17 protein-coding genes are annotated in these 24,611 nt (G+C 37.3%); 5 read left to right on the forward strand and 12 right to left on the reverse strand.

The window, feature by feature from the left end:
• Positions 1–58: 58 nt before the first annotated feature.
• From ACKWBX_RS08380 to ACKWBX_RS08415, 8 genes are all read right to left on the reverse strand, one after another.
• Positions 59–2,227 carry a CRTAC1 family protein gene (locus tag ACKWBX_RS08380; RefSeq protein ID WP_413968221.1) on the reverse strand — a complete coding sequence of 723 codons (2,169 nt, stop codon included), beginning with the start codon at positions 2,225–2,227 and terminating at the stop codon, positions 59–61.
• A gap of 5 nt (positions 2,228–2,232) precedes the next feature.
• Positions 2,233–5,556, reverse strand: a complete 3,324-nt coding sequence (locus ACKWBX_RS08385; protein ID WP_413968222.1) for a VCBS repeat-containing protein — start codon at positions 5,554–5,556, stop codon at positions 2,233–2,235.
• 96 nt (positions 5,557–5,652) lie between these two features.
• Positions 5,653–7,179: a RagB/SusD family nutrient uptake outer membrane protein gene (locus ACKWBX_RS08390; protein WP_413968223.1), complete on the reverse strand. Its 1,527-nt coding sequence runs from the start codon at positions 7,177–7,179 to the stop codon at positions 5,653–5,655.
• A gap of 12 nt (positions 7,180–7,191) precedes the next feature.
• Positions 7,192–10,401 carry a SusC/RagA family TonB-linked outer membrane protein gene (locus tag ACKWBX_RS08395; RefSeq protein WP_413968224.1) on the reverse strand — a complete coding sequence of 1,070 codons (3,210 nt, stop codon included), beginning with the start codon at positions 10,399–10,401 and terminating at the stop codon, positions 7,192–7,194.
• 309 nt (positions 10,402–10,710) lie between these two features.
• Positions 10,711–14,817, reverse strand: coding sequence for a hybrid sensor histidine kinase/response regulator transcription factor (locus tag ACKWBX_RS08400; RefSeq protein ID WP_413968225.1), 4,107 nt, complete (start codon positions 14,815–14,817; stop codon positions 10,711–10,713).
• Positions 14,818–15,079: 262 nt separating this feature from the next.
• Positions 15,080–15,967: a glycoside hydrolase family 16 protein gene (locus tag ACKWBX_RS08405; protein WP_413968226.1), complete on the reverse strand. Its 888-nt coding sequence runs from the start codon at positions 15,965–15,967 to the stop codon at positions 15,080–15,082.
• 44 nt (positions 15,968–16,011) lie between these two features.
• On the reverse strand, positions 16,012–17,328 hold the full coding sequence (locus ACKWBX_RS08410) for a Gfo/Idh/MocA family protein (protein ID WP_413968227.1): 1,317 nt from the start codon (positions 17,326–17,328) through the stop codon (positions 16,012–16,014).
• A gap of 390 nt (positions 17,329–17,718) precedes the next feature.
• On the reverse strand, positions 17,719–18,624 hold the full coding sequence (locus ACKWBX_RS08415; RefSeq protein ID WP_413968228.1) for a hypothetical protein: 906 nt from the start codon (positions 18,622–18,624) through the stop codon (positions 17,719–17,721).
• A 148-nt stretch (positions 18,625–18,772) separates the two neighbouring features.
• Here ACKWBX_RS08415 and ACKWBX_RS08420 point away from each other — a divergent pair, with 148 nt between their 5' ends.
• Both ACKWBX_RS08420 and ACKWBX_RS08425 read left to right on the forward strand, forming a co-directional pair.
• Complete coding sequence (locus ACKWBX_RS08420) at positions 18,773–19,393, forward strand: DUF1266 domain-containing protein (RefSeq protein WP_413968229.1); 621 nt, start codon at positions 18,773–18,775, stop codon at positions 19,391–19,393.
• 88 nt (positions 19,394–19,481) lie between these two features.
• Positions 19,482–19,781, forward strand: a complete 300-nt coding sequence (locus tag ACKWBX_RS08425) for a hypothetical protein (RefSeq protein WP_413968230.1) — start codon at positions 19,482–19,484, stop codon at positions 19,779–19,781.
• A gap of 24 nt (positions 19,782–19,805) precedes the next feature.
• Here ACKWBX_RS08425 and ACKWBX_RS08430 read toward each other — a convergent pair whose 3' ends face one another.
• From ACKWBX_RS08430 to ACKWBX_RS08445, 4 genes are read right to left on the reverse strand one after another with little or no spacing between them, the layout of a single operon-like run.
• A complete protein-coding gene (locus ACKWBX_RS08430) occupies positions 19,806–20,090 on the reverse strand; it encodes a hypothetical protein (RefSeq protein WP_413968231.1) in 285 nt (94 codons plus the stop codon).
• A 26-nt stretch (positions 20,091–20,116) separates the two neighbouring features.
• Entirely contained in the window at positions 20,117–20,593 is a 477-nt protein-coding gene (locus tag ACKWBX_RS08435; RefSeq protein ID WP_413968232.1) for a hypothetical protein, read from the reverse strand.
• A gap of 17 nt (positions 20,594–20,610) precedes the next feature.
• Positions 20,611–20,958 carry a hypothetical protein gene (locus ACKWBX_RS08440; protein ID WP_413968233.1) on the reverse strand — a complete coding sequence of 116 codons (348 nt, stop codon included), beginning with the start codon at positions 20,956–20,958 and terminating at the stop codon, positions 20,611–20,613.
• A 56-nt stretch (positions 20,959–21,014) separates the two neighbouring features.
• Positions 21,015–21,524 (reverse strand): hypothetical protein, encoded by a 510-nt coding sequence (locus ACKWBX_RS08445; RefSeq protein ID WP_413968234.1) that lies wholly within the window; start codon positions 21,522–21,524, stop codon positions 21,015–21,017.
• Positions 21,525–21,723: 199 nt separating this feature from the next.
• Between ACKWBX_RS08445 and ACKWBX_RS08450 the strand changes: the two genes are divergently transcribed.
• The 3 genes from ACKWBX_RS08450 to ACKWBX_RS08460 all read left to right on the forward strand — a co-directional run bounded on the left by ACKWBX_RS08450 (position 21,724) and on the right by ACKWBX_RS08460 (position 24,603).
• Positions 21,724–23,469, forward strand: a complete 1,746-nt coding sequence (locus tag ACKWBX_RS08450) for a helix-turn-helix domain-containing protein (protein WP_413968235.1) — start codon at positions 21,724–21,726, stop codon at positions 23,467–23,469.
• Positions 23,470–23,652: 183 nt separating this feature from the next.
• Positions 23,653–23,877, forward strand: a complete 225-nt coding sequence (locus ACKWBX_RS08455) for a hypothetical protein (protein ID WP_413968236.1) — start codon at positions 23,653–23,655, stop codon at positions 23,875–23,877.
• Between the two features lie 210 nt (positions 23,878–24,087).
• Positions 24,088–24,603 (forward strand): 3-hydroxyanthranilate 3,4-dioxygenase, encoded by a 516-nt coding sequence (locus ACKWBX_RS08460; RefSeq protein ID WP_413968237.1) that lies wholly within the window; start codon positions 24,088–24,090, stop codon positions 24,601–24,603.
• The last annotated feature ends 8 nt before the right edge of the window (positions 24,604–24,611 follow it).

A 24,611-nucleotide genomic window follows, 5' to 3' on the forward strand; every position in this document is an offset into this window, starting at 1 on the left:
AACCGTTTCCTATTGTCAGGAAGCGGTTTCTATTTTTAGTGATATAATCTTTTTTGGATTATTGAAATAGAATAGGTTTTTGAGGTATTTCAGTGATATGATTGATACCTTCCTTGATTTTTATTTTACGATTTCCCGGTATATTGCGAAAAACCTGTCTTTTTGTATTCAACCAATATATATTAAGTTCTTTTATGGATTGTGCTTTACCGATTCCAATTTCTTGCTGTAGGCTAGATGCTCCAAAAGAACCACCGGTACCAACAGTTCTATAGATTTCTCTTCCATTATCTAAAACCAATTTTAAGCGTACGCCAATGGCTGAACGATTTGTTTGTACACCTTCCAATTGTATTGTAATCCAATTGTTCATGGAAATAGGATTTTCAAAAAGTACATTAGTAAACGTATCACCTTCCAAAGCACCGCCCATAACGGCATAAATATCCTGATCACCGTCTTGGTCTATATCCGCAAAGGCCACTCCATGCCCTTTTTGTATATGGCCAAAACCACCTGCAGAGGTCACTTCCTCAAATTTTTCGCCATTGAGGTTATGAAACATTCTGTTGGGTACAACTGTACTTAATTCAGGGGCTCCAGTACCCACATAAAAATCTAAATAGCCATCATTGTCCAAATCTCCATAGTTTGAGCCCATTCCGTACATGGTCTTGGAAATACCGTATAGTTCAGATTTTTCACTAAAACTACCATCACCTTTGTTAATGTACAATTTTGGTTTTGGGGTCCAAACATTTAAGTCCTGTAATTCCTTTGCATAGTCTTCTGGAACACGATTATGAAGATTCTCAGTATAATAACCGCTTACAAAAATATCTTGAAAACCATCATTATTAACATCAAAAAACCAACAAGGAAAACTGTTTCTGGGTTTTAGTACATCCGCTTTAAAGGCAATTTCCTTAAAATATCCCTTATTGTTCTTGAACAAGAGATTATTCTGGTCAAGAATCGAAACATACAACTCTGGCCATCCATCATTATCGATATCGCCCCAATCAACACCCTTTACAAATTTGTTTAGATTTCCTAGTCCATATTGTTTGGCAACTTCCTCAAAAGTGCCATCACCCTTGTTTCGATATAATTCGGATAGGTGACGACTTTGTGCAGTTCCCTCATTCCCAATAAATAGATCTAAGAATCCATCCTTGTCAAAATCGCCCCAAGATGCTGTTTGGGTAGGGTGGAAGCTCAATAAGCCCGCAGACTTGGTCACGTCATTAAAAGTACCATCACCATTATTTTGCAATAGGGAATTGGGATGGGTTCCATATTTACCGAACCAAGCACCACGCAGGACCAGAATATCATTATCCCCATCATTGTCATAATCGGCGTGTATAGCGTTTAAACCACTTACGATACCTATAAGCCCCGATTGTTGAGTCGCGTCATCAAAACTTCCTTTTCCATTGTTCAAGAATAATTTCACCTGATCTTCCATACCATATGAAGTGGCAAAAATATCCAAGAGCCCATCGCCATTGAAATCGTCAACACAAGCACCCCCTGAGAGTCCGTTTTCGGCAACACCTACATTCATGGCTATTTCTTCAAAACGGGGAAAATCTTTTTGCTCCGAATTCCAATTGGGAAAGGCAATCAAATGCTCAGGCGGTACTTTCCCCGGATGCTCACCAAGAGTCATATACGCTACATTGAGCAACCATTTATACCGTTGAAAGGGAAACTTGCCCAATAGCATCCGGTATACTTCGATCGCTTTTTCAGATCCTTCCCTCAATTGATGAATCGCCGGCTTTTGTAGGGGCAGGATACAGGAAAAAGGAGAGTGGGCATTTTGACAATTTTGTTGTTCACCAAGTCTTAGATAGGCCAGTGCCAAAAGGTCAAAAACATCCTGTGTCTCTTTATTTAGTATTTCAGGATAGGACTTGTCAAAAGTCTTGAGGTATACCGTTATTTTTTCAATACACTTTTCGGTTTCCCCACCCCTTAATAGTTCTTGCCAATAGCGCAGTCGTTTTTGTTTAGGGTCGGCCAGTGAACCATCAGTAAACTCGGGCGCCAAATATTGAGCCATTTTCCTGTTCCAATGATAGTACATAGTAGGATTGCCATTTTTTACGAGGGAATCTAACCTGGCTACCATTTCTTCCGTTTCGTTAACCTGTTGTTTTTTATCCTTACAGGAGATAAACAATAGCAGGGATACACCAAGAAACCAAATCTTTTTCATCTCTTTTATGAACCATTGTAACGTATGAACTGTAGAAAATCATCGTTCTTGGCGGCAATGATGTACGCTTGGCCACTAATAGTTATCCGAGCTAAGTCCTTTACATCGCCATGCGCGAAAAAACCACTTTTTAGACCTGGTACGGGTGTGAAATTTCCTTTGCCATCACCTGTCAATAAAAGACCATGGCCAGCATCGGCACGAGGTGTTTCTGCTTCGGATTGATATAGATTCCCCGCAACGAGAATATCCAAAATATCATCTTTGTCAAAATCGTCTACCAGTATTTGATTAATGGGGGATATCTGGGCCTCATTGGGCAATGGATGTATCTCAAAACGATCTCCTTTATTTTCAATATAAGCACTTGCGAACGAGGTAACTTGGTAATGAATGCCTTTTTCCAATTTTTCCTCATCATAAATATCTGTCAAGGTCGCGGTAGAGAATTCGTCATAACTCTTGAATTTCTTTTTGATGACCGGCATCTGCTGTGAAGAACATTCCCGTCCTCTAACAGGATACTTTTCTCCTTGATTGTAATAGCTCAGTACAATGTCATTGGTTTTGTTCCCATCAAAATCATTTAGGTTCACATCAAAAGTAGCATCTTTGCTAGCTTTATACTTATAATTGAGTCCTAAGTTTCCAGCAATCAAATCCGTATCACCGTCATTATCAAAATCACCTTGTGCCATCCCGAACCACCACCCAGTAGTGTCTTCTAATCCTAGGTCTTCGGTAACATCTTCAAATTCACCCTTATTGTTTCGAAGAACTTTAATGGGCATCCACTCACCGGCAACAATAAGATCGTCCCAGCCATCTTTATCATAGTCCATAAATACCGCGGAAGTTACCATCCCAAATTTTTCCTTCAGGAACGGTGCGACGCTTTCAGTAACGTCCTTAAACTGCGGTTTACCTTTGGTACTCACATTTTCGAGGATATAACTATGGGGAGGGTAGGGGTAGTTAGCAGGAAATAGTCTACCTCCCACAAAAAGATCTTGATCCCCGTCGTGATCGAAATCATTAGCAAAAACGCGACTTCCACTGGTAATCATTTTAGGCAGCGCATCAAAACTTTTCGAAAAATTACCCTTGCCATCATTTACATAAAGACGGTCCTGTAACATTTCAGAAGTATAGGCAAATTCATTTCCTCCACTTACGATATATAAATCATTATCGCCGTCATTGTCCGGGTCAAAAATAAGGGCATCCAGATCTTCATAATTTCGATCGTTGACTAAAATTTTTGTCTTTTGTTGTTCAAAGGTGCCATCGGCTTTTTGAAAGAACATCCCTCCAGGATATTCATGGGCAGCACCAACGTAAAAATCGTCTAATTGGTCTCCGTTCAGATCACCTACTACCACTCCTGGTCCAAAGCTAGAGGTTCTGTGCGGCAAAAGAATTTCGTAGGTATAGTCATTGTATAGATTTTCTTTGTGTTTGTAAATGGCCAAAGAATCCGTAGAGGAATCAAAATATGTTATGTGCGGTAATTCTTCATCCGGCACTTTTATATTTTCAGAATCTTTGTAATCAACAATTAAATTTTGGTTTGCTTTTACGTTTTCCAAGAATTGCAACCTACCATTGGGCCATTCAACCTTTATAGTCTCTATCAATTCTACATCACCGAGACCAAAGTGCAATTTCGGTGCTACGGAAGATTGAAAACCACGGGTAAGTGTCAATTCTTGATATTGGTTATTTTCTTTAGTTGAGATAGTGGCCTTAACACCGATACCCATTGTGTTCTTTTCGGTACTTTCAAAAGATAATGAGATGAAATTGTTGAATTGGTTGCTCGTGTTTTCAAACAAAGAAACTTCTTCATCAATATTGTTGGTCACTATTTCCAAATCGCCATCATTATCTAAATCTACATATATGGCCCCGTTGGAAAATCCGCTATGCTCTAGCCCCCATTGAGTGGTGACCTTATCAAATGTTAAGTCGCCATTGTTTCTAAAAGCATAGTTGGGTAATGTCTCCGACGGCATGCGTAGCGACTTAATCAAGAGACTGTCCTTATGACGTTTCTCCCCTGCCAGAGCGGCAAAATAATCCTTATTGTTGATTTCCCTTCTGGAACCGTTGGATACGAAAATATCTTTATTGCCATCATTGTCCAAATCTGCGAACAAAGGGCTCCAACTCCAATCCGTTGATGAAATACCCGCTAATCTTGAAATTTCAGAATACTGTGGATAATTTTCTTTCGTGGTTCCTATGAAGTGTTGTAAAGAGTTTTGCATAAATTGTGTTTGGAACCCAGCTTCTTTGACTTCTTGTAATAGGTAGGGGTCCATGCTGGCCATATTCGCTTTTGAACGCCTATTTATTTCGGCATCCATATCAACCTGCAAAATATCCATATGGCCGTCGTTGTCAAAATCGCCAATATCGGCTCCCATACCATAATAGGAAGTGTGCTTTGTGCTTTGTGCTATGGTATTGGTAAAGGTTCCATCTTGGTTATTGATATAAAGTAAATCCGGGCTATTAAAGTCCGAAGACACATAGATATCCTGCCAACCATCATTGTTGAGGTCTGCAGCAGTAGCACTTAAGGCTAAGCTGTAGACTTTCATTCCAGCTTCTTCGGTAACTTTTGTAAAGGTGTCACCGTCATTTCTGTAAAGCTGATCAGACTGTTGATCGGTAACCAAATTCATCATTTCACGTAAGGATTTTGAATCAGTAGTAAAAGGAGTCACAGGATAATTTGCAATGAAGACGTCTAGATCTCCATCTTTATCATAATCCAAAAAGGTAGCGTTTACACTATTCCCTGAATCATTAAGATTGTAAATTTTACCTTTTTCCGAAAAAGTAGTATCACCGTTATTTATAAAAAGTTGGTTTTCTTTGTTGCCTGATTGCCCGGCCACGCTTACATAAATATCCAAAAGACCGTCACCGTTAACATCGGCCATAGTAGAACCGGTGTACCAGCGTTGGTCACCTTCGATTCCGGCTTTTTTGGAAACATCCTCAAATTTTAAATCGCCTTTGTTTAGATAAAGTTTGTTAGCTACTTGATTGCCAGTAAAAAATAAATCGGTAAGTCCATCATTGTTGATGTCGCCGGCGGAAACTCCGCCTCCCATATAAATGTAGGAGTAAGTGAAGTAGTTTAAACTATCCGTCTCGGTCAATCTATTTAAAAAATCAAGGGAAGTACTTTCTTTTGACAGTTTTTTAAAAATATTCTTTATTGTAGAATCTGTAGAATTTAAGGATGTTTTCTTCTCGTTCTCCGTACAGCTTAATAAAAGCCCTAAAAATAATAGAATGAAAATATACTTGTTCATAATCGCTCACCTTTCTTATTACAGTGTATAAAATTACAAAAGGGCAGAAGATTTTCTGCCCTTTTATAGTTACATAAATATTTAATTTAAACTATCCTAATCGTTGATTAAGGGATTTGTATCTATTTGGATAGTTGGTATTGGCAAAAAGCGTTTGCTAGCTGAATAATTAGGTTTGATTGGAGGAGTAGATTCCTGTAAAACTTCAACATCTAATCCCCACCTGATCAAATCCAAGAAGCGTTTACCTTCACCGGCCAATTCTATTCTTCTCTCGTGTATAAGTGCTCTAAATGCCTCATCAACGGAACCAACTGGAAAACCTGCCGCATTCATTTCAGGAGAACCATATAATGGCATGTCCACACTAGGCCTGCTCCTAACTTGGTTCATAAGGGCAATGGCATTGCTTAAACTGCCACCACTCCTAAAAAGTTCAGCTTCCGCTTTCATTAGAAGCACATCTGCATAACGCAATAATCTAACGTTTGTACCATTATCCGGAGTATGTACTTCATCCTCAATGTAAGTGGAATATTTACGAAGAGTGGTATTTTGACTTCTTGATCCGCCAAAATTATCCAATGGAGGATCTTGAGGATCTCCCCAAGTTCTGGTACCGTTAGCCCACTTAGAAACTCCGGGAATATGCCAAGTAAAATTAAATCTGGGATCTTTACCGGCCGGACCATCTGCTTTATCTTCATACGCAGCTCGCATGACCGGATTAACTCTACTATTGCTCCACCCACTATAATCGGCACTTCTCAAAGTTGGAGTGGAGTTTCTGTTACCATCATTATTGCCCCAAATGCCACCAGTGGACCCTTTGGAAAATTCAACTTCAAAAAGTGTTTCATCATTAAATTCACCGGCTACATTGAAATTGTCCAGATAGTTATCCACGAGTCTATACGACGTTACTTTATTTAGGGCGTTAAATGCCTCATCATATTGTTCCGTGAATAGATAGGTTTTGCCCAACATTGCATATGCCGTCTCATTATTGGCTCTTCCAGGACTCTGTTCTGCCTTGGTACGCATACCTTCTGCTGCAAATTCCAAATCAGAAATCACTTGATTGAATATTTCAGATTGGGGACTCTTGGGCTGAAAACCTAAAGTACTTTCACCCAATTTCAAAGGTACATCACCATATCGTGTAGCCAACCTGAAATAATAAACTGCTCTCATAAAATGGGCTTCGGCTACCAAAGGTTCATAAAATTCAGGGTCGGTAGTCCATTCTTTGGAACCATCAATTACAAAATTTGCTCTTGCTATACCTTTGTAAAGAGCTTGGTAGTATTGACGTGGAGCACTGAAAGACCCATCTAACAAGAAATCGGAGATGTTCTGTAGTTGTGCTTGTCCAGCAACTGATAAAGTCATTTCATCAGAAACATGATCTTCTAAGAAATACCCCCAGCGACCATACATCCCTTCTGATCTAAAGGCTGCATAAGTGGCAACAACGGTGCCCTCTTGTAAATCTGGTGTAACAGCAACAACTGCCGGATTTATACCGTTAGTGTTCTGAAATTCCAAAAATTCATCCTCGTTACATGATACTGATAGAACCACTAACGATAAAACTAAAAACGTATTAAATAGCTTTTTCATAATAATTATTTTTTAAAATTCAATTTGTAATCCTGTTAGGACCGTAGTTGGTGCTGGTGTGAATCCTTCATCTAAATTAATACCATCAATAACACCTTGAGTGAATGAAGGTCTTATTTCAGGATCGTAACCAGAATAATTAGTTATAGTCAATATATTTTGAGCACTTAAATATAAACGTAATTTTTTAATTGACCCTTTTAGGATATTACCTAAAGTTTTTTGTGGTAAAGAGTACCCCAATGTTACATTCCTTAATCTTAAATACGAACCGTCTTCTATATACTTCGTAGAAATACGTTGGTTTTGATTAGGATCAGAAGGAGAATACCGCTCAAATCTACCATCAGGATTTGACGCAGTATATCTGTCCAACACATTCACACCCCAGTTACGAACGCTACTGTAATTAGTAGTATTGTATTTTGCGTGGTTAAACGCATCTACTCCTTGTACACCTACAAAATACATACTAGCATCGAAACCTTTATAAGATCCGTTTAAATTTAATGAGTATGTGAAATCCGGATTGGGGTTACCGATTACTACCCTATCATTGTTATCGATTACACCATCTCCGTTTTGATCTTTAAAGCGAATGTCACCGGCCGTTGTGCCTATTTCTGGGTTCAAGGTTACTGAACTTACCGGTATTTCTGTATCACCTCTTGTAAAAACAAAATTCCCATTTTCGTCAACTGACCTGTTTACTGGAATACCTGTACCTACTTCTTGGTAAGATTGTGCTTGAGATACACCTGTTACGGCAGCTTCTACGCTCTCAAAAAGTCCATCTGTTTCATGCCCGAAAAACACAAAAGGAGCCTCACCAGGGATAGTAAAAGAGGCATTACCTCCAGCTGCTCCAAAATTAACTTCCTGACCCGGCAAACTCTCAACTTCATCGGCAATTCTAGTGACTAAGGGGTCTACATGGGAAACATTAGCCAAAACACTCCATTTAAAATCTCCTTCATAATCATTATAACCCAAAGTAAGTTCATACCCCTTGGATTCTACCGCTCCAGCATTTATGAAATTTGGATTCAAACCTTCGGAAGTATCTACGATAGGTACTACAATTAAATCCTCGTTGTTGCTTGTAAAGTAATCCGCTTCTAGCGTAAATTTATTATTGAAAAGCCCCAATTCCAGACCAAAGTTCGTTTTCTCACTAGTTTCCCATGTCAAAAAAGGAGACCCTATCTGATTTACAGAAACTCCTGGGAAACCGTTAACAGAGCCGAATGAAGGATCCAATGTTGGTACTGTAGCAAACTGTTGGGCAGAGTTATTACCCGTGACACCAAAGCTACCACGTAATTTTAAATTGCTAATGGTATTGCTATCCTGTAAAAAGCTTTCATTGGATATAACCCATGCTGCGGAAGCGGCAGGAAAAATCTCATCTCTAAATCCTGGTTCAAATTTACCATCGGCATCTCTACGGATGGAGCCCGAAAGAATATATTTATCCTTGTAGGTATAACCGACCCTACCGGCTAGAGACAACAATTTATTTGGTCGAAAGAAAGAGTTTATCACCACTTCTTGACCTGTAGCCGGATCACCTGTCACATTATTAAATTCAGTAATAGCATTGGGATCAGTGTTGGTCAATCGTGTGCTGTTTGAATTTATTTTTTGTTGTGTTTGTTCAAAAATGAAAGAGGCATCCATTCTATGATCCCCAAACGATTTATTGTAGGATAACACGTTAGTGAACACCGTACTTAAGTTTCTAAAACTTTGTTTTTGTAATGTTTTTCTGATATTTTGACCGTCACCATCCAAAAGTTCTGGACCAAATGTATCAACATTACTATTAATATTTTGATCAAAAAGGTTAACACCCCATTGAGCCCTATTTGTTAAACCTGGAGCTAATTGTAGTTCCACGTAAACAGATCCCACTATATTAGTTCTAAAACGCTCATTGTCCTGCGTCTCAGCTATCAAAAGGGGATTAATGGCATCTAAAAGCACATTGTCCCGCTCTCTACTTCCACCGGTAAAACGACCATCTGGACTTCTTGGTGGCAAATAGGACGGAATTTTTGTAGCCCATGTAAATAAGAAGTCATTTCCTCTTCTTTCGGGAGCTACTTGCCTATTGTATCCCAAGTTCAATGTTTGACCAACTTTTAAAAATTTCCCTAACTTATAATCTGTATTGACACTGAAATTATAGCGTTTGAATTCCGTATCAATCTGAATACCTCCTTGATCAAATATTCCTGCACCAACTCTATAGTTTACATATTCGGTAGCACCGGATACTGAAAAATCGTGATTGGTGATAGGGGCGGATTGAAAAACCTGAGCTTGCCAATTGGTATTTGCAGGAACGAATCCAGGCTCCAATAAGCGACCAGGAGTATCATTGACTCCAAAAGGAGCATTTATGCCGTCTCCAGCAGCAACATCTTCAGTTATGGCTATATCTATCAACTGTTCGCTTGTAATCAAATCATATAGCTTTCCTTTTGGAAGAAAATTGAATCCTGAATAAGTATTATAAGCAAATTTAGGTTTACCTTCTCTACCTTTCTTAGTGGTAATAATGACTACACCATTTGTACCTCGTGATCCGTATATTGCAGCCGCAGCCGCATCTTTCAAGATATCTACTTTCTCGATATCATTAGGATTGATAGCCGTTACGTCATTTATAAAAACCCCATCCACAACATATAATGGATTCCCATTGCCAAACGTATTAAAACCACGTATAGTAACAGTAGAGCCTTCTCCTGGTGCACCACCACTACGTACTTGTACTCCCGTAGCTCTACCCTCTAGTGCTTCATTAACAGTAGCCACAGGCAAAGCAGTAATTTTTTCACTGTCTACCGACGCTACCGAAGTAGAAACATCTGATCGCTTACGTGTACCGTAACCGATTACCACGACCTCATCCAAAGCGGCAACATCTTCATCTAAAGTAATGTTGACCGTATTGCTGCCATTAATAGCAACCTCTTTGGTTACAAAGCCCAAATAGCTAACTATTAGAGTTGCGTCTTGGGCCACGTTGTTCAACGTGTAATTCCCATCAAAATCTGTCGTAGTACCGTTATTTGTTCCTTTTTCTACCACCGAAGCACCCGGTAAAGGAGAGCCTTCAGAGGTAACGGTGCCCGTTATTGTCTGCGCAATCCCCAGACTGCTTGACAATAGTAGTATAAAAAAGAAAATTCCTTTCATAAATTTAATGTTCATAATTTAAGTTTAGTTATTTAGTTTAGATTATTTTGAAAGTTAACTTGATTCATTACTTTATTTGGTTTTATTTCATCCTCATGCCTTTTTAAATTGTTAGTTAGTTATCGTTCTTTTTAGAATGTAAATTTAATTATAATAAAATGTTAAATTCAAATAATAAAAATAATATTCGAGATGAAAGAACATGTATGACTAATGATGCAAATATTAGCAATTTTGTTGCATCTCTATATTTTAATGTGTTTTAATGTGTTTTTATAGTTCAAACGTTAAAAATTTCATTAAAATCATAAAAGTATAAAAAGATTATTTATGAACCCTCTGCGTGGGTAAATGTCCAAACTCTGCTTTATAGCATTTGGTAAAGTAGGAGGGCGAAGAAAATCCTACCATGTATGCAACTTCACTGATATTATTATTACCGGAGGCCAATAGATTTTTAGCCTTTTGAAGCTTTACCTTTCTAATAAACCCCGTTACCGAATCTCCGGTCAGTGTTTTAACTTTTCTGTATAATTGGCTCCTACTTAAAAAGAATTGTGAAGCCATTTGTTCAACGCTCAAATCCGGTTCGTCTATATTTTCGTTTATGTATTCCAGGACTTTTTGCACAAAAACATTATCCAACGTAGTTGCCTTAGCCTGTGAATCTTCTGAAATACCATCGTAATTTTTATTGAAGAGTATTCGTCTACTTGTTACTAATTGGCTCAAGGTAGCTTTGAGCACATCCATATTAAAAGGTTTGGTAAGGTAAGCATCAGCACCCGAATCAATACCTTTTACTTTATCGTTTGGCATTGCTTTAGCGGTTAGCATCAAGAGGGGTATATGACTGGTCTTGATATCGCTTTTGATTTGTCTGCACATTTCAAAGCCGTCCATTTCGGGCATTATCACATCTGTCAAAATAATATTCGGCAGTTTATCAGCTGCAATTTCTAAACCTTTTAACCCATTTTCAGCAACAATGATATTGTATAGTTTTTTTAGTTCGCCCTTAAGGTAATCCCGTAATTCCGGATTGTCTTCTACAATCATCAAAGTGTGCTCTTTGCTATTTTCCTCTAGCTGGTTTTCGATGTTTTCAATTTGTTCGCCATCGTTATTTGTGATATTGCCTTCCTCGGAAAATTGAACCTCATTTTGATTGAAATGTTTTTTTCCTAAAGGAAAAGTAACCGTAAAGCGAGTGCCTTCCTGTATTTTGCTCCCTACTTCTATTTTTCCCTTGTGCAGCATCATAAAGTTTTTGACCATTTCAAGGCCAATACCCGTACTGCCATAATAACTTTTGTTTAGTTTGCCAACTTGATAAAAGCGATTAAAGATTTTTTTGTATTCTTTTTGGTCTAGTCCAGGCCCTGTATCCTCTACCGAAATAGTGAAAGCATCTACTGGCTCTACTTTGTTGACAAGGGGCAAAATCAAAGCTTCTTTCTCTCTTCTTATTGCTACGGAAATGGTTCCATTTTCCGGTGTAACCTTAAATGCGTTAGAGAGTAGATTAAATACTATTTTCTCTAACATATCCGGATCCAGCCAAGCCATTAATCTATTGGTAGGTGCAGCAAAATTAAGTTCAATATCCCTATGTGCAGCTTCTTCCTTAAAATATTCCACAGTATTGTTTACAAAGGAAACGACGTCTATTTCTCTTGCTTGGATAGGTATTTTGTTGGATTGTAATTTCCTGAAATCCAATAGTTCGTTTATTAGTCTGGACAACCTATCAGAATTTTTGTGAATGATTTTATGTTTTTCCTTTACCTCTCTAGGTAGGTCGAGATTTTTATTTTTGATAAGATCCTCAATAGGATTTTTTATCAATGTTAGCGGTGTTCTGAACTCATGAGATATGTTTGTGAAAAACTGTAATTTTTTATTGTGTAGTTGCTCTTCCTGTAATCTCTTGTCCCTTTCGAACCTGATTGCCTGTTTTTCCCTAAACCTGTCTTTCAGGAATTTATTGAGCATAAATACCGCTATTGAAAAGATAACAAGATAAATTGAATAAGCGGTTCTGGTCATCCACCAAGGAGGTAGAATAGTAATTTTCAATTCTAGAGGGCTTTGGTTCCATACCCCATCATTATTGGCCGATTTTACCTTAAAAACGTAATCTCCCTGAGGGAGATTGGTATATGTAGCGTTTCTTACGTTGCCAACATAATTCCAATCCGTCTCAAAACCATCCATGTAATAAGCATATTGGTTTTTTTCTGGTCTAGTAAAACTAATGGTTGAAAACTCTATGGTAAAGACAGACTGTTCATGGTTCAAGGTGATGCTTTCTGTTTCTGAGATTACCTTTTTTAAAGGTGATTTTTCATCAGTTGGCAAGACCTTTTTATTAAACAGTTTAAAATCCGAAAAGTAAAGAGTGGGTTCTACTTTATTGATTTCAAGTTCCTTGGGGTTAAAATAGTTCACTCCCAAATACCCTCCAAAATATAGAGTGCCATTTTCGTCTTTTAAAACAGAGCTATTGTTAAAATAGTTCCCAAGCAACCCATCATCAACCGTATAATTCGTGGTTTTCTTATTTTTTATATCCAATCTTGAAATTCCCGACTTCCCACTTACCCATAATGAACCATCGTCACCTTCTATAATCGCATTTATAGAAGTGTCATTAAAATCATAGATATCATCATATTTTATAAATAGATTCTCGGCTTCATGATAATTAAACAGTCCACCACCTTCGGTTCCAATCCATAATTGTTGTTCTCTATCTTCATAAATAGATAGTATGTGGTGGGTGCTTGGATGTATCCTTAATTCCTTGGGCATTCTATTTTTCATAGAAACGACCGAAGGTTCACCTTTGTCATTCATATTTACCTTGTATAGACCGCTAGTCGTGCCCATCCATATATTGTCTCGGGAATCTGCAAAAACTACCCTAACATCCGAATTGATCAAGTTAAGATTTATGAACGAAGAAGTATTACAATGAAAAAAAGCATTTTTGTCCGGATCATAATAATGCAGTCCGCTTAAGAACGATGCAATCCATATGACGCCCCTTGAATCTTCGGTAAAACTTAGAATACCGTCAGAAGTTAGGGAGCCATTGGTTGTCTCAATGTTATAATTGATAAATTTTTTGCTCCCCTTTTCAAGAAAATAGATGCCTCCGCTCCAACTTCCTACCCAAATATTTTCTTTACTATCTATAAAAACAGTTTGTATGTCATCACTTTCCAAACCTTTGTAAGGACTCTTATTTTTACTGTTGACATGTATGAATTCTTTGGTTTTTGTATCGTATATATCCACTCCGCCTCCTTCCATGCCGATCCATAACTGCCCATTTTTGTCTTTGGCGATACCTGTAACGGATGCGGCCTGTAAAGAATTGATATTGTTTGCCAAGCTTTCAATGGCATTGAATTTATTGTATAGCTTGTCATAGACTCCCACACCTTTATTGTAATACCCTATCCATATTCTACTTTGTTTATCAGAAAAGAGGGACCAAATTGAATTGGAGGCCAGGCTGTTCTTTCCGAACTTACTATATTCATATTTCTGAATTACGTTTCCGTCTAGGTCTAGAGCGTACAGCCCATCATTTTCTGTCCCTACCAAAAGTGTATTTTCATCTGAATTAAGTAGGGAGAGAATTCTTTTATTAGTAACGGGTATATGATTTATCTTAACTGAATTAACTTGGTTAGATACTTTCATAAGACCTTTTGAGGCGGTACCCAACCAAAGGTTGTCATCTTGGTCCACGACTAATGATTCTAGATATTCAGAGATACTGCCAATAGTACCGTCGATATTAAAGGTGGCTTGTTTAAAAGTTTTTTCTTCTTCGTCCAGATACTTTAGTCCTAGACTTGTAGCACCATAAAGTCTGCCACTTTTAGTCTTTTTTAAGCTATTTATGAATAATCTCGGTTCCGAGTCTTCATCCGAACTTATTTTGGAAACTTTGAAAGAATCCAAATCAATACTGAGTAAACCATTGCCATATGTCCCAACGATCAGGTTTCTGTTATTATCCTCGTTCATTGATTTTACAACCACATTGGGGGAAAGCAAAGTCGAGGAGCCTTTTATATCAATTCTTTCAAATCTATCAAAATCTCTATTGTACAGACTAAGGCCATCAGAAGTGCCTACCCATAAACGATTGTCCGAATCCAGAAAAGTGCAATATATTCCGTTGCTACCAATTGAAAACTCATCATCAAAATCATATGTATATAAGTTATGGTTAATACCATCATACCTATAAATACCCATGCTAATGGTGCCAATCCAAATAAAACCGTAAGAATCTTCAATGATGCTTGAGATAGCGCGTTGTGAGATGCTCTCCTTGACCCCTACAAAATTATAGTTCTCAGGAGTTTTTTGTGAGTATATTGCTTGCCATCCACAGGAAAAAAGTAGCACAGTTAATATACACTTTTTACAGGATATTATTAAATTATGACTACCAAATAAATATAATTTAAAGTTCATTGAACTCAAAAACCTTTTTTCGTGAAGTTATAAAAATGACTCGATAAATATGTAGCCAAGCGTTTATTTAAATTTGATTAAAATTCTTCAGTTTGGCGACTATAGTGGCAGCAGAAATTACTGTTTTCATTACTCCAAACATATTATCATTCATTTGCTTGTTGTACTTTACAGAATATTTAGATAACGTGTCTTACCTTTTATACACCCTTACCCAATCTATCTGCATAGTGGCCATATCAGTATAGTTAGCGGAATTTTTGTCAATAAAAAAATCACCTCCAACAGCAAGATTAAATACAATTTGTTGTTTTTTTTCAAATAACTCTGCTATAAAATTTTTGCTGTTGGCGATATAGGTGTGTATCACTTCCCCGTCAAAAACAATTTCAAGACTATCGGATTTCCAGATTAATTCATATTCATGAAAATCTGTAGTCAAGTCAATTTCCAGCTCGTGTTCCTTTTCGGTATCCGCATTATCGTTGAGCGGTTGCCCGGCTTGTGTTCCATAAAAAATATTGGATTGAAAGCGCATCGGGTCGTTGCCGCGAGCTTCTAAAATATCTATCTCTCCTTGAGTAGGCCATGGATCTGCATATGACCAAAAGGCGGGCCACATACCATCTCCTTTGGGCAATTTGATACGAGCTGCAAAACGATATTCTCTTTCCCCATCCAAATCTGATGGTCCATATTGCACTTTTCCTTCTATGCGGCTAGAAATATATTCAAAGTCTTTTGGCGTTGTATCAAAAGGATTGTTAGGACCCTGAGCGGTCTCCCTTTTTGCGGTAATGGTTAAAATACCATTTTCCAGAACAGCTTGACTCGTGTTGTATAATTGAATTTCATTGTTAAATGCACCGCCTTCCCATATGTTCCAAGCAGCTAAATCGGTATCGAATTCATCTTCAAAAACCAAGTTCCATTCTGCAGGTTCGGGTTCGGATTCGGATTCCGGTTCTTGTGGGATTTCCGCTTCCGGTTCTGGAGAGGGTGAACTGTCCTCGGAGCCTGAACATGCAACAAAAATGATAATGGTAAAAATGCACAGGAAAATAAATCTAGAATTTTTCATTGTATTTCTTAGTTTAAGAATGCAAAACAAAAAAAACCGAACGCTTAGTTATATTTCCGGTTGTTTCTACTGCGCATTGAATTTGCTTGGGCATCTCCTTTAAAATGCTCCTCAATAGGATCCCACTCCAATGTACGACCTAATTGATAAGCAATGTTAGCGATGTTTCCGATAGTTGCCGATCGGTGACCGGTCTCAACGTCACATATAGGTTGTGTTTTGTTTCTTATTGCATCAAGCCAATCTTTGTAGTGATTTTCGTTGGAATTATACAATCGAATATCCGAATCTTTTAATTTGGCCGATAAAATATTTTCTGGATTGGTTTCAAAATACTTTCTGCTTATATCCATGGTTCCTTCACTGCCAATGAAACGAACGCCCCAACCTCTTTCAAAATCCTCATGTACCATTTCTATACCATTTTCGTAAAACATACGCATTCCTCTTACGGCAGTTCTATCGGTCGGTGGAATATACCGGACAGGTCCCGTGTGATCCATTCCCAATGCCCATTGTGCTATATCGAACATATGCGCTCCCCAATCGGTAAGAAGGCCACCTCCCGTTTCTTTGAACAACCGCCAATCCGGAAAAATGGCATTACTATCCCTGGGTGAAAGTCTTTCATTGTAAGGTATAAGTGGGGCAGGGCCGCACCATGTATTCCAATCTAAATCCTCGGGAACTTCTTGGGATGCCATGTTAAAAGGTATTGCCGGATCGCCCACATTTACCAAAACTTTTGAAATCTCGCCTAGATATCCATTGCGTACCAATTCACAGGCCCGTCTAAATTTTTCCCAAGAGCGTTGCATGCTTCCTACCTGTACAATACGACCGGTCTCTTTCATGGTTTTGACCATGTCTATCCCGCCTTGGATATGCTGAGTCATCGGTTTTTCACAATATATATGTTTTCCGGCTTTCATTGCATCTACCGCCTGTATGGAGTGCCAATGATCCGGTGTGGCGATAACTACGGCATCGACATCTTTTCTGGCCAACAGTTCTTTATAATCACCGGTCGTTTCAACATCATTATAACCGGTTTGATTTCTTTGTTCGGCATAATTAACGGCCACGTGTTTTTTGAACCAATCATTCTTCGGTTTCCAAACGTCACAACCAGCTACAATTTGCGCATCGGTATTTTGGGTAAAAAATTTGGTCAGGTATACCGTTTGTTTTCCCAATCCTATAAAACCGAGATTTATCCTGTCACTTGGTGCAGTAAACCCTCTACCGAGCACATGTCTTGGAATTATGGCTATGGCACCTGTTGCCAATGTAGTTCTAGAGATAAATTTTCTTCGCGAAATTTGATTGTCGGAAATTTTGGAAGTATTGGATTTCTTCATTTAATGTGTTGTTTAATTTACTGGGAAATTTAGAAAATCATTACGTTTCTTCTTGTAACCCATGTTGTAATTGATACCACAAATGATTCAAAGGAGATAGTTTACAGTGCAAAACTCACAATATATCCATATAATAATTAAGCTCTCGAGAATATCCTGCTTTTTCAATATGTTAAGATAATTAGAATCTTTACATCGAAGATTTATAATAAATCTGTAAATTATATAGATTTACAATACTCATGGATAAAAGTGTTTTTAACACTAATGGCTATTCATTACGACAATGGTTTTCTTTCTTAATATATAGACAAAGTAAGATGTAGCTTTTTCAGTTTAATTGCAAGTATATTAGGATTGGATTTACAACGGTACAACCTATAACCATCGTTACTCATAATATGTAAAAACACGCGAAGTGTTCAGTAAAATCGTATTGCTTCCAGATTTAGTTCTTTCGGCCCAATTGTTTCTATCATTGTAGGTATATGTGTATTTTTCAAAACCCGAAAGCATTCCTGTAAACACGACACTTAGTAGGTTGTCGCGAGTGTCGTAGCTTATTTTTGCAGATGACATTGAGGTGTCACCATCATAAGCATAATTAGTAGTTTCAAAAGATGTTATTTTATTATGCGTATTGTAAACATTCCTTGTTTCGGAAATCAATGCATCCAAGGCATTGTATTTTAGTATATTGGTTTTGTTCCCTAGACTGTCATAACGATATTCCTCACGCCACTGCTGCTTGTTCTCTTTTTTGCCGTTAAAAACCCAATCCCTAGTTTGAGTTCGTTCTATTTCAAAGCCCTTATTATTATATTTTCGTTTTTCATACATCATGAACCAACCTGTTTCATCAATTGAACCCTTATCAATTTTTGTTACTCTTCTATGGTTGTCATAAGTATAAGTCTCTTGCTTTTTTAAACTATCTACTTCAAAATAAGAAAAGGTTTTCAAGAGCATGTCCTGATAGTCGAAGGTATAATGCCTTTTAATGCTTTCTGCGGAATCCAAATAAAACTTTCCGATAAAATTTCCTTTATCATTAAAAGTTTCATACCATTTTTTTCGAATATGGCCCAAACTGTCCGTTGTGGTATAATCGATCCGTTTTACTTTTCCGATGATGTTCAATCGAGCAAGGTCGTTATATTGATTTTGGAAGGTTTTTTCTTCGGATAGTGCTTCAATGCCCTTATTGTTTTTTTGATGCGTGGAATTTTTACAGCGTGTTGTATTTAGCGCGAAAAATACTAGCAGAACATATTGACCATAATAACACTTCTTCATCTATAATTGAATTATTTGAAGTTAAAAGTACCCATATTGGGACAGTTTTAGGTCTCAACCAAGTGGTTGAGACTTTGGGGACTTAGATGAAATTTAAATTCACAAAAGATAAAATTGAAAATAACTTTATAATCGTAAACTTTGACAAATGAGAACAGTAAAAAGAGTAGCAGTAGCCATAATATGTATTATCACATTACAATCGTGTGGTCAAAAAGTGGAGTATCCCACAGAGACCTTGAAAGGTTTTATGTTGGGTGGCCCGTATATAGCGAACAGTTTCAATGGCCTGTCTCAAATGTATAGTCAAATGGGGCTTACAGGCGACCCGAGTGAAGATGATATTTTGATGGCTTACAAGAAAAATTGGCCTTTTTATTTTAACACCTATAACAAATCAGGGTGTGCGGGGGCATTGAACAACTTTTGGGAAATTTCCAACAAAGACACTACTCTTGAAATGCTTGATATTTTAAAAAAAGAACCTGCTCAGTATAAGGCTTGGGATTATGCAAGGTCTGTGGATGTTGCTGCGATGGGATATTGTGCAGGCTACCTATCAAAAGAGGAGGTCAATGTTTACCTTGACGAAGTCTTGGCCAAAGTGCAGGAAGAATATCCTACATGGAAAGTTTACTTTAATGAATATAATGAAGGTCGTTTAGAATGGAACCCCGACTCGCCCGATGTTAAGGAATTTAGTAATATGGTCAAAGGGTTACAAAATGATGCAACCTCAATTTATAAGCTGATTCCATTGAACGATTAACAGAAAAGTTATTTAAATATAAGTTCGAGAACAGGAACAATTTCCTAAAACTCAAAAAAAATACCTTAATTCATTTAAAATTTGTTTTATGAACAATACTAGAAACCTATTTTTTATCACATTGATCATAGTATTTACAGCCTGTAAAAACGAAAACGGCTATCCTAAAGCCGTAGTAGATAATATCGTGAACGGTTGCAAGCGGCAAGCAAGAGGTAATGATGGAGGACTCTGCGATTGTATGGCGGAAAAAGTTCAAGAAAAATATACCTACGAGGAGTTTAAGGAAGTGGAAAATAAAATGGCTTCCGGCAAACAAGATAAGGCATTCATGGAATTTGCGGAATGGGCCAAAAACGAATGTGGTGCAGAAATAACAGGGGATTAGTTAAGTATAAAAGTTTTAGAAAAGCTATAAAAAACTGATTACCTGACCATCTGAAGCATTTATCTCTATAAAGAGTGGAAATGAAACTTTGGTATGCTGCGGATGTTTGGTTTTCCAGGCATCCGTATCATTTATCTCTATATTGTAAGTGTCAAAATGCCTTTCTATCTTATAATCCAGCAATTCGGGTGATGCTAACCGGTCGTCAAGAAACTTTATGGCAATATTTTTCAGTTCTTCATCCGTGTGAGTGATACACGAGGAAAATACGATCAACAATAGAAATAACGGTATTTTTTTCAATTTCATTCTTTTAGTGGTGTGTTTAGGGTTTTTTAATTCTGTCCTGTATTGATGTAATAAATATATTGCTTGCCTTCATCTATCCAAACTGCCTCGGAGCATAGTCCAAAATGTTCTTCTTGGCCTTTTCCATAGTAAAGAACAAGTTCTTTATCCGGTATCGCATACCATTCGGGACCATCGGGATTGTCAAAAAAGATAGCTTTATCGGCATACCAGATTTTTTCTGTGGTAATTCCGTAACCAGCTGTGGTACGGAAGGTTTTATGCTTTAAAATATCGGTAAAGGTATTTTCGGTATACGTAGCGCGTAGCCAGAAAATATAGGAATCACGTACAAATTTAGATCTGGCCTTGATGTCGTCAACTTCATTTGAGGGGTTAAAACCAAAGGAGTTTATAAATGCTTTTTCTAAATTCTCACGCCCATTTATTTCATCTACCGAAGAAAATATACAACCGGTCTGGGTGAGTATCAAGACAAGTACAAATAAAGAGTTCTTTTTCATTAGTATTTCATATTAAATCAATCCAAAAACCAGTTTAAGATTTCAGAAGAAAAAATCGTCCAAGCTAAAACATGTGCTACAAACGATATGAACAACGGTTTTATTTGAACACCATCCTTCAACCTGTACATATAAACACTTGAAACTAGTAACCAGACAAAAAAGGATAACAACCAAAGCACCAAAGTGAAATAGACCAGTGGCATATAAAAAGAATGGATGGCAACGTCCTTTGGGTCGGGATTCCCATAAATAGGTAAATATCCGACAATAACAGCGGTGTGTATATAAAACATCAGAATTGAAACCACGAATAACAAAGCGATTGTGCCAAGAATACCAATAACGGTTTTCAATTTTCGCATCACTGCTATTATTATCCTGATATCTTAATTTGAAAGTGGTCTATCATTTTGATTTTCTATTGATACATTGCATTGCAAAGTAGAAGGTCTTCTTCCTTTTCAAAAGGTCTCGTTCGCATACATCTGTTGGTGGTATAGACTGTTTTTGCGATATCCGAATGTTCCGTCAATGGTCCTCTTGATAGATACACAATAAATTCCTTACCCAATTCAAAATTGCTATAACTACACATACCATGAAAACTGCTTGTATAGACTTTGATTTTGTTGGAACTAATAGTTCCTTTATAGGTACAGGAGATTTCCAATTCTATTTGTATGAACACCTTTTCATTTAATACTCTTAAATTCATACCCTCTGCTTTGAAATATTGGGTCAGTTTATCAAATTCTTGGGCGGTCAGTAATTCATCATAGGTTTTGTAACCAATATTGGTGACAATACCTTTAGTAATTATTTCGGTCTGTTCATATGCTGTTTTGAAGTCGGTCGTAAGACATTTGCAAGCTGCTACGGGCTGTACGGCCATAATCAAAAAAAGTAATAAAGTTACCAGTATCTTCATTGTTTCATGTTTTCCTAGACCTAAGATACTAGTCAAAATGTTAGCTTAAGCCTCAACCGCTTGGTTGAGACTTAAAAGCAAGATGTTTATTTGGAAAATAGAAGTTTTAAGAGAATAGTATTACACGATTATTTAAAGCGGGTGCATTCGCCATAGTGAATTAATACCTATTTTAGAAGCTAAAATCAGACCGACTGCAATGATTAAAGTTCGCTGTTATTTGTTCTTGACTTTTTGTGTTCTATTTTGTGAATTAAAGGTTCATGCGCAACAAATTCGTACCTACGAACAATTACAACAAGATTTAAAAAGCCAAGATACCCTGGTAATTATTGACGCACTACAGGGATTAGCGGATTATTATGTAGGCGAGAATGTTGATTCTACGGAGTTCTACGCCAAAAAAGCTGCTCTTTTGATAAAGCCCGGATATGGCAGACAGGCATCTGCAAACCATAAATTATGGGGAGAAATTTACTTGCATACCAACAAATTGGACAGTGCCCAATACCATTTTGAAGGGAGTTTTGAACTGGATAGTTTAAGAAACGATTCTTCTGGCATGGCTTCCAGTCTTAATAGTCTTTCGGTGGTTTCCATATACAGGTCAGACTATCCTGTAGCCATCGAGAACTTGATAAGGGCCATTACTATATTAAAAACAATAAATAAAGAGCGCGAAGTAGGGTTTTGTCAGTACAATGTGGGTATGCTCTACGTGCGTATGAAAAATTACGAAAGGTCTGAATATTATTTAAACCAGTCATTACAAAATGCACTCAAATTTAGGGATACGGCAAAGGCCGCCACCATCTCTTCCGGATTGGTCAATGTAAATTTGAGACAAAAGGAAATCGATTCGGCGGAATTTTATCTTTCCAAAGTACATGACTTCAAAAAAGACAGTCAAAAAAATCAAGATAATTATGTGTATTTTAAAGGAGAAATCGCTTTGGAAAAAGAAGCCTTTCAGGAAGCATTATCCTATTTCGAAAAGAGTTTGAAATTAGCGATGGTATCAAAAAACAGAAGGGGTTTCGCACTGGCAATCAATAAATTGGCCTATGCCAGTCTTCGGCTTGAACGCCCCGAAAGAGCATTGCAATATTTAAACAGAACCGATTCCTTATTTAAGCCGTATTCCGATATGGAGCGTGATTCATTGTATTATGCAACTTATACCCAACTTGGCGATTCTGAAAAAGCACTACTTTACTTCAAGGAATTTCAACGCATAAAAGACAGTACCCTTGCCCTGAAGAAAGTGTACGCGGTAAATGCTATCGAGAACGCCAACAGGAATAGGGAAAGCCTTCTTGTTATTGAGCGCCAACAGGGCTTGCTCAAAGGTTATTTAGAGAGAAACAAGTTCCTATCTATTTTAATAGGTATCGGAATTTTAGTTTTCGGTTTCTTTTTGGCGCTACTTTATATTCGCAAACGCAGCGTAGATAGGGAAAAGGATTTTATTGAAAACCAATATCGCCAAGTAAGTGAGACCAATCTAGATCTAAAGAACAAATTGGAGCGTGTTTCTAAAAAGATACAGGAAAAACGTAAAGAAAGACCAAAAGGAAAATATCAAAGATCTTCCTTGTCCGATGATGAGCGCAAATCTATAATGAATACACTTCTTAGCTACATGGAGCAGGAAAAACCCTATTTGGATACCGAGTTTTCGCAGAAAGCACTTTCTGATCAATTGGATATTTCGTCGCATCATCTTTCCGAAGTACTAAACATTAATTTGGGAAAAAATTTCTATAGTTTCATTAATCTTTACCGTGTTGAGGAAGCTAAGAACATCATAGAGAACGATAGTGAAAACCTGACCATGATAGCCATTGCCTACGATTCGGGATTTAATAGCAAGGCCTCTTTTAATAGGGTATTCAAAGAGGTAACAGGTAGCACTCCTTCGGTCTACAAAGAATCAGTTGGATAATAGATTTTAAAAATTCTTCCGTAAAATTTATAATAAATGCCTAACGAACAAAAAAAACTTAGTGTGAGGACATTAAAAGCAGCTTATCACCAACAGATAGCCTTTCACAATTTTTAGGTCGATATTACACTACAACACATTATCGATACTATACTTTCAAAACTTAGATTAAATTCAAATTACGTGAAACTTATTACTGCCCCTTATAAGTTTAAAATCGATTTTGTTTTAAAGACGAAAGAATATAAAGTGGAATATCCTTTTGAAGAAATAAGGAAAATAAGTGTAAGGGTCTATATATTGCATTTTGATGAGATTATGTATTACATCAATTTGGGAAAAGAGAAAATAAGTGAAAATTCTTTACGACGGAATTCCAATACACTTGATAGATATAAAAATGGATAGTATATTCAGCGAACGATTAAAGAAAGATTTTCAAGACAATGCAGAACGTACACTAAAAAAGTTTGCCCTGGTGGTTGCGCAATTGAGGTATGAAAAACTCTGGTGTTGGCCGTGAAGGTGGTTACGAAGCTTTAAGGTTTTTTGCGGAAGCAAAGAATGTATGCATGGCATATTCAAGATAAAAGTTTAATTTTTATAAAAACATTCAGCATGTCCAAAACATTCAGCCCGATTAATTTTAAAAAATGGATTGATGATAATCGCGAGTTTTTAAAACCTCCCGTGGGCAACAAAGTGATTTACGATGCGGATTATATCGTCATGGTCGTAGGTGGGCCAAATTCCAGAAAGGATTATCATTTAAATGAAACACCGGAATTTTTCTATCAAATAGAAGGTGATATCGTTTTAAAACTAATGATTGATGGAAGTCCTGAGGATATTCATATTAAAGAAGGTGAAATTTATTATTTGCCCCCCAATATTCCACATTCGCCACAACGTGGAGCAAACACGGTAGGTTTGGTCATTGAGCAAAAGCGCAGCGAAGCCATGGAAGACGGCTTGGCTTGGTTTTGTGAGAATTGCAATAATGAATTATATAGGGAGTCTTTTAAACTAGAGGATATTGAAACGGATATGCCCGTAATTTTTGATAAATTTTATTCCAACAAGGAACTCTTGACCTGTGATAATTGCGGTACGGTCATGGAATCTCCCAAATAAATGGTATT

It is taken from the genome of Maribacter algae (assembly GCF_047345745.1).
GTDB lineage: Bacteria > Bacteroidota > Bacteroidia > Flavobacteriales > Flavobacteriaceae > Maribacter.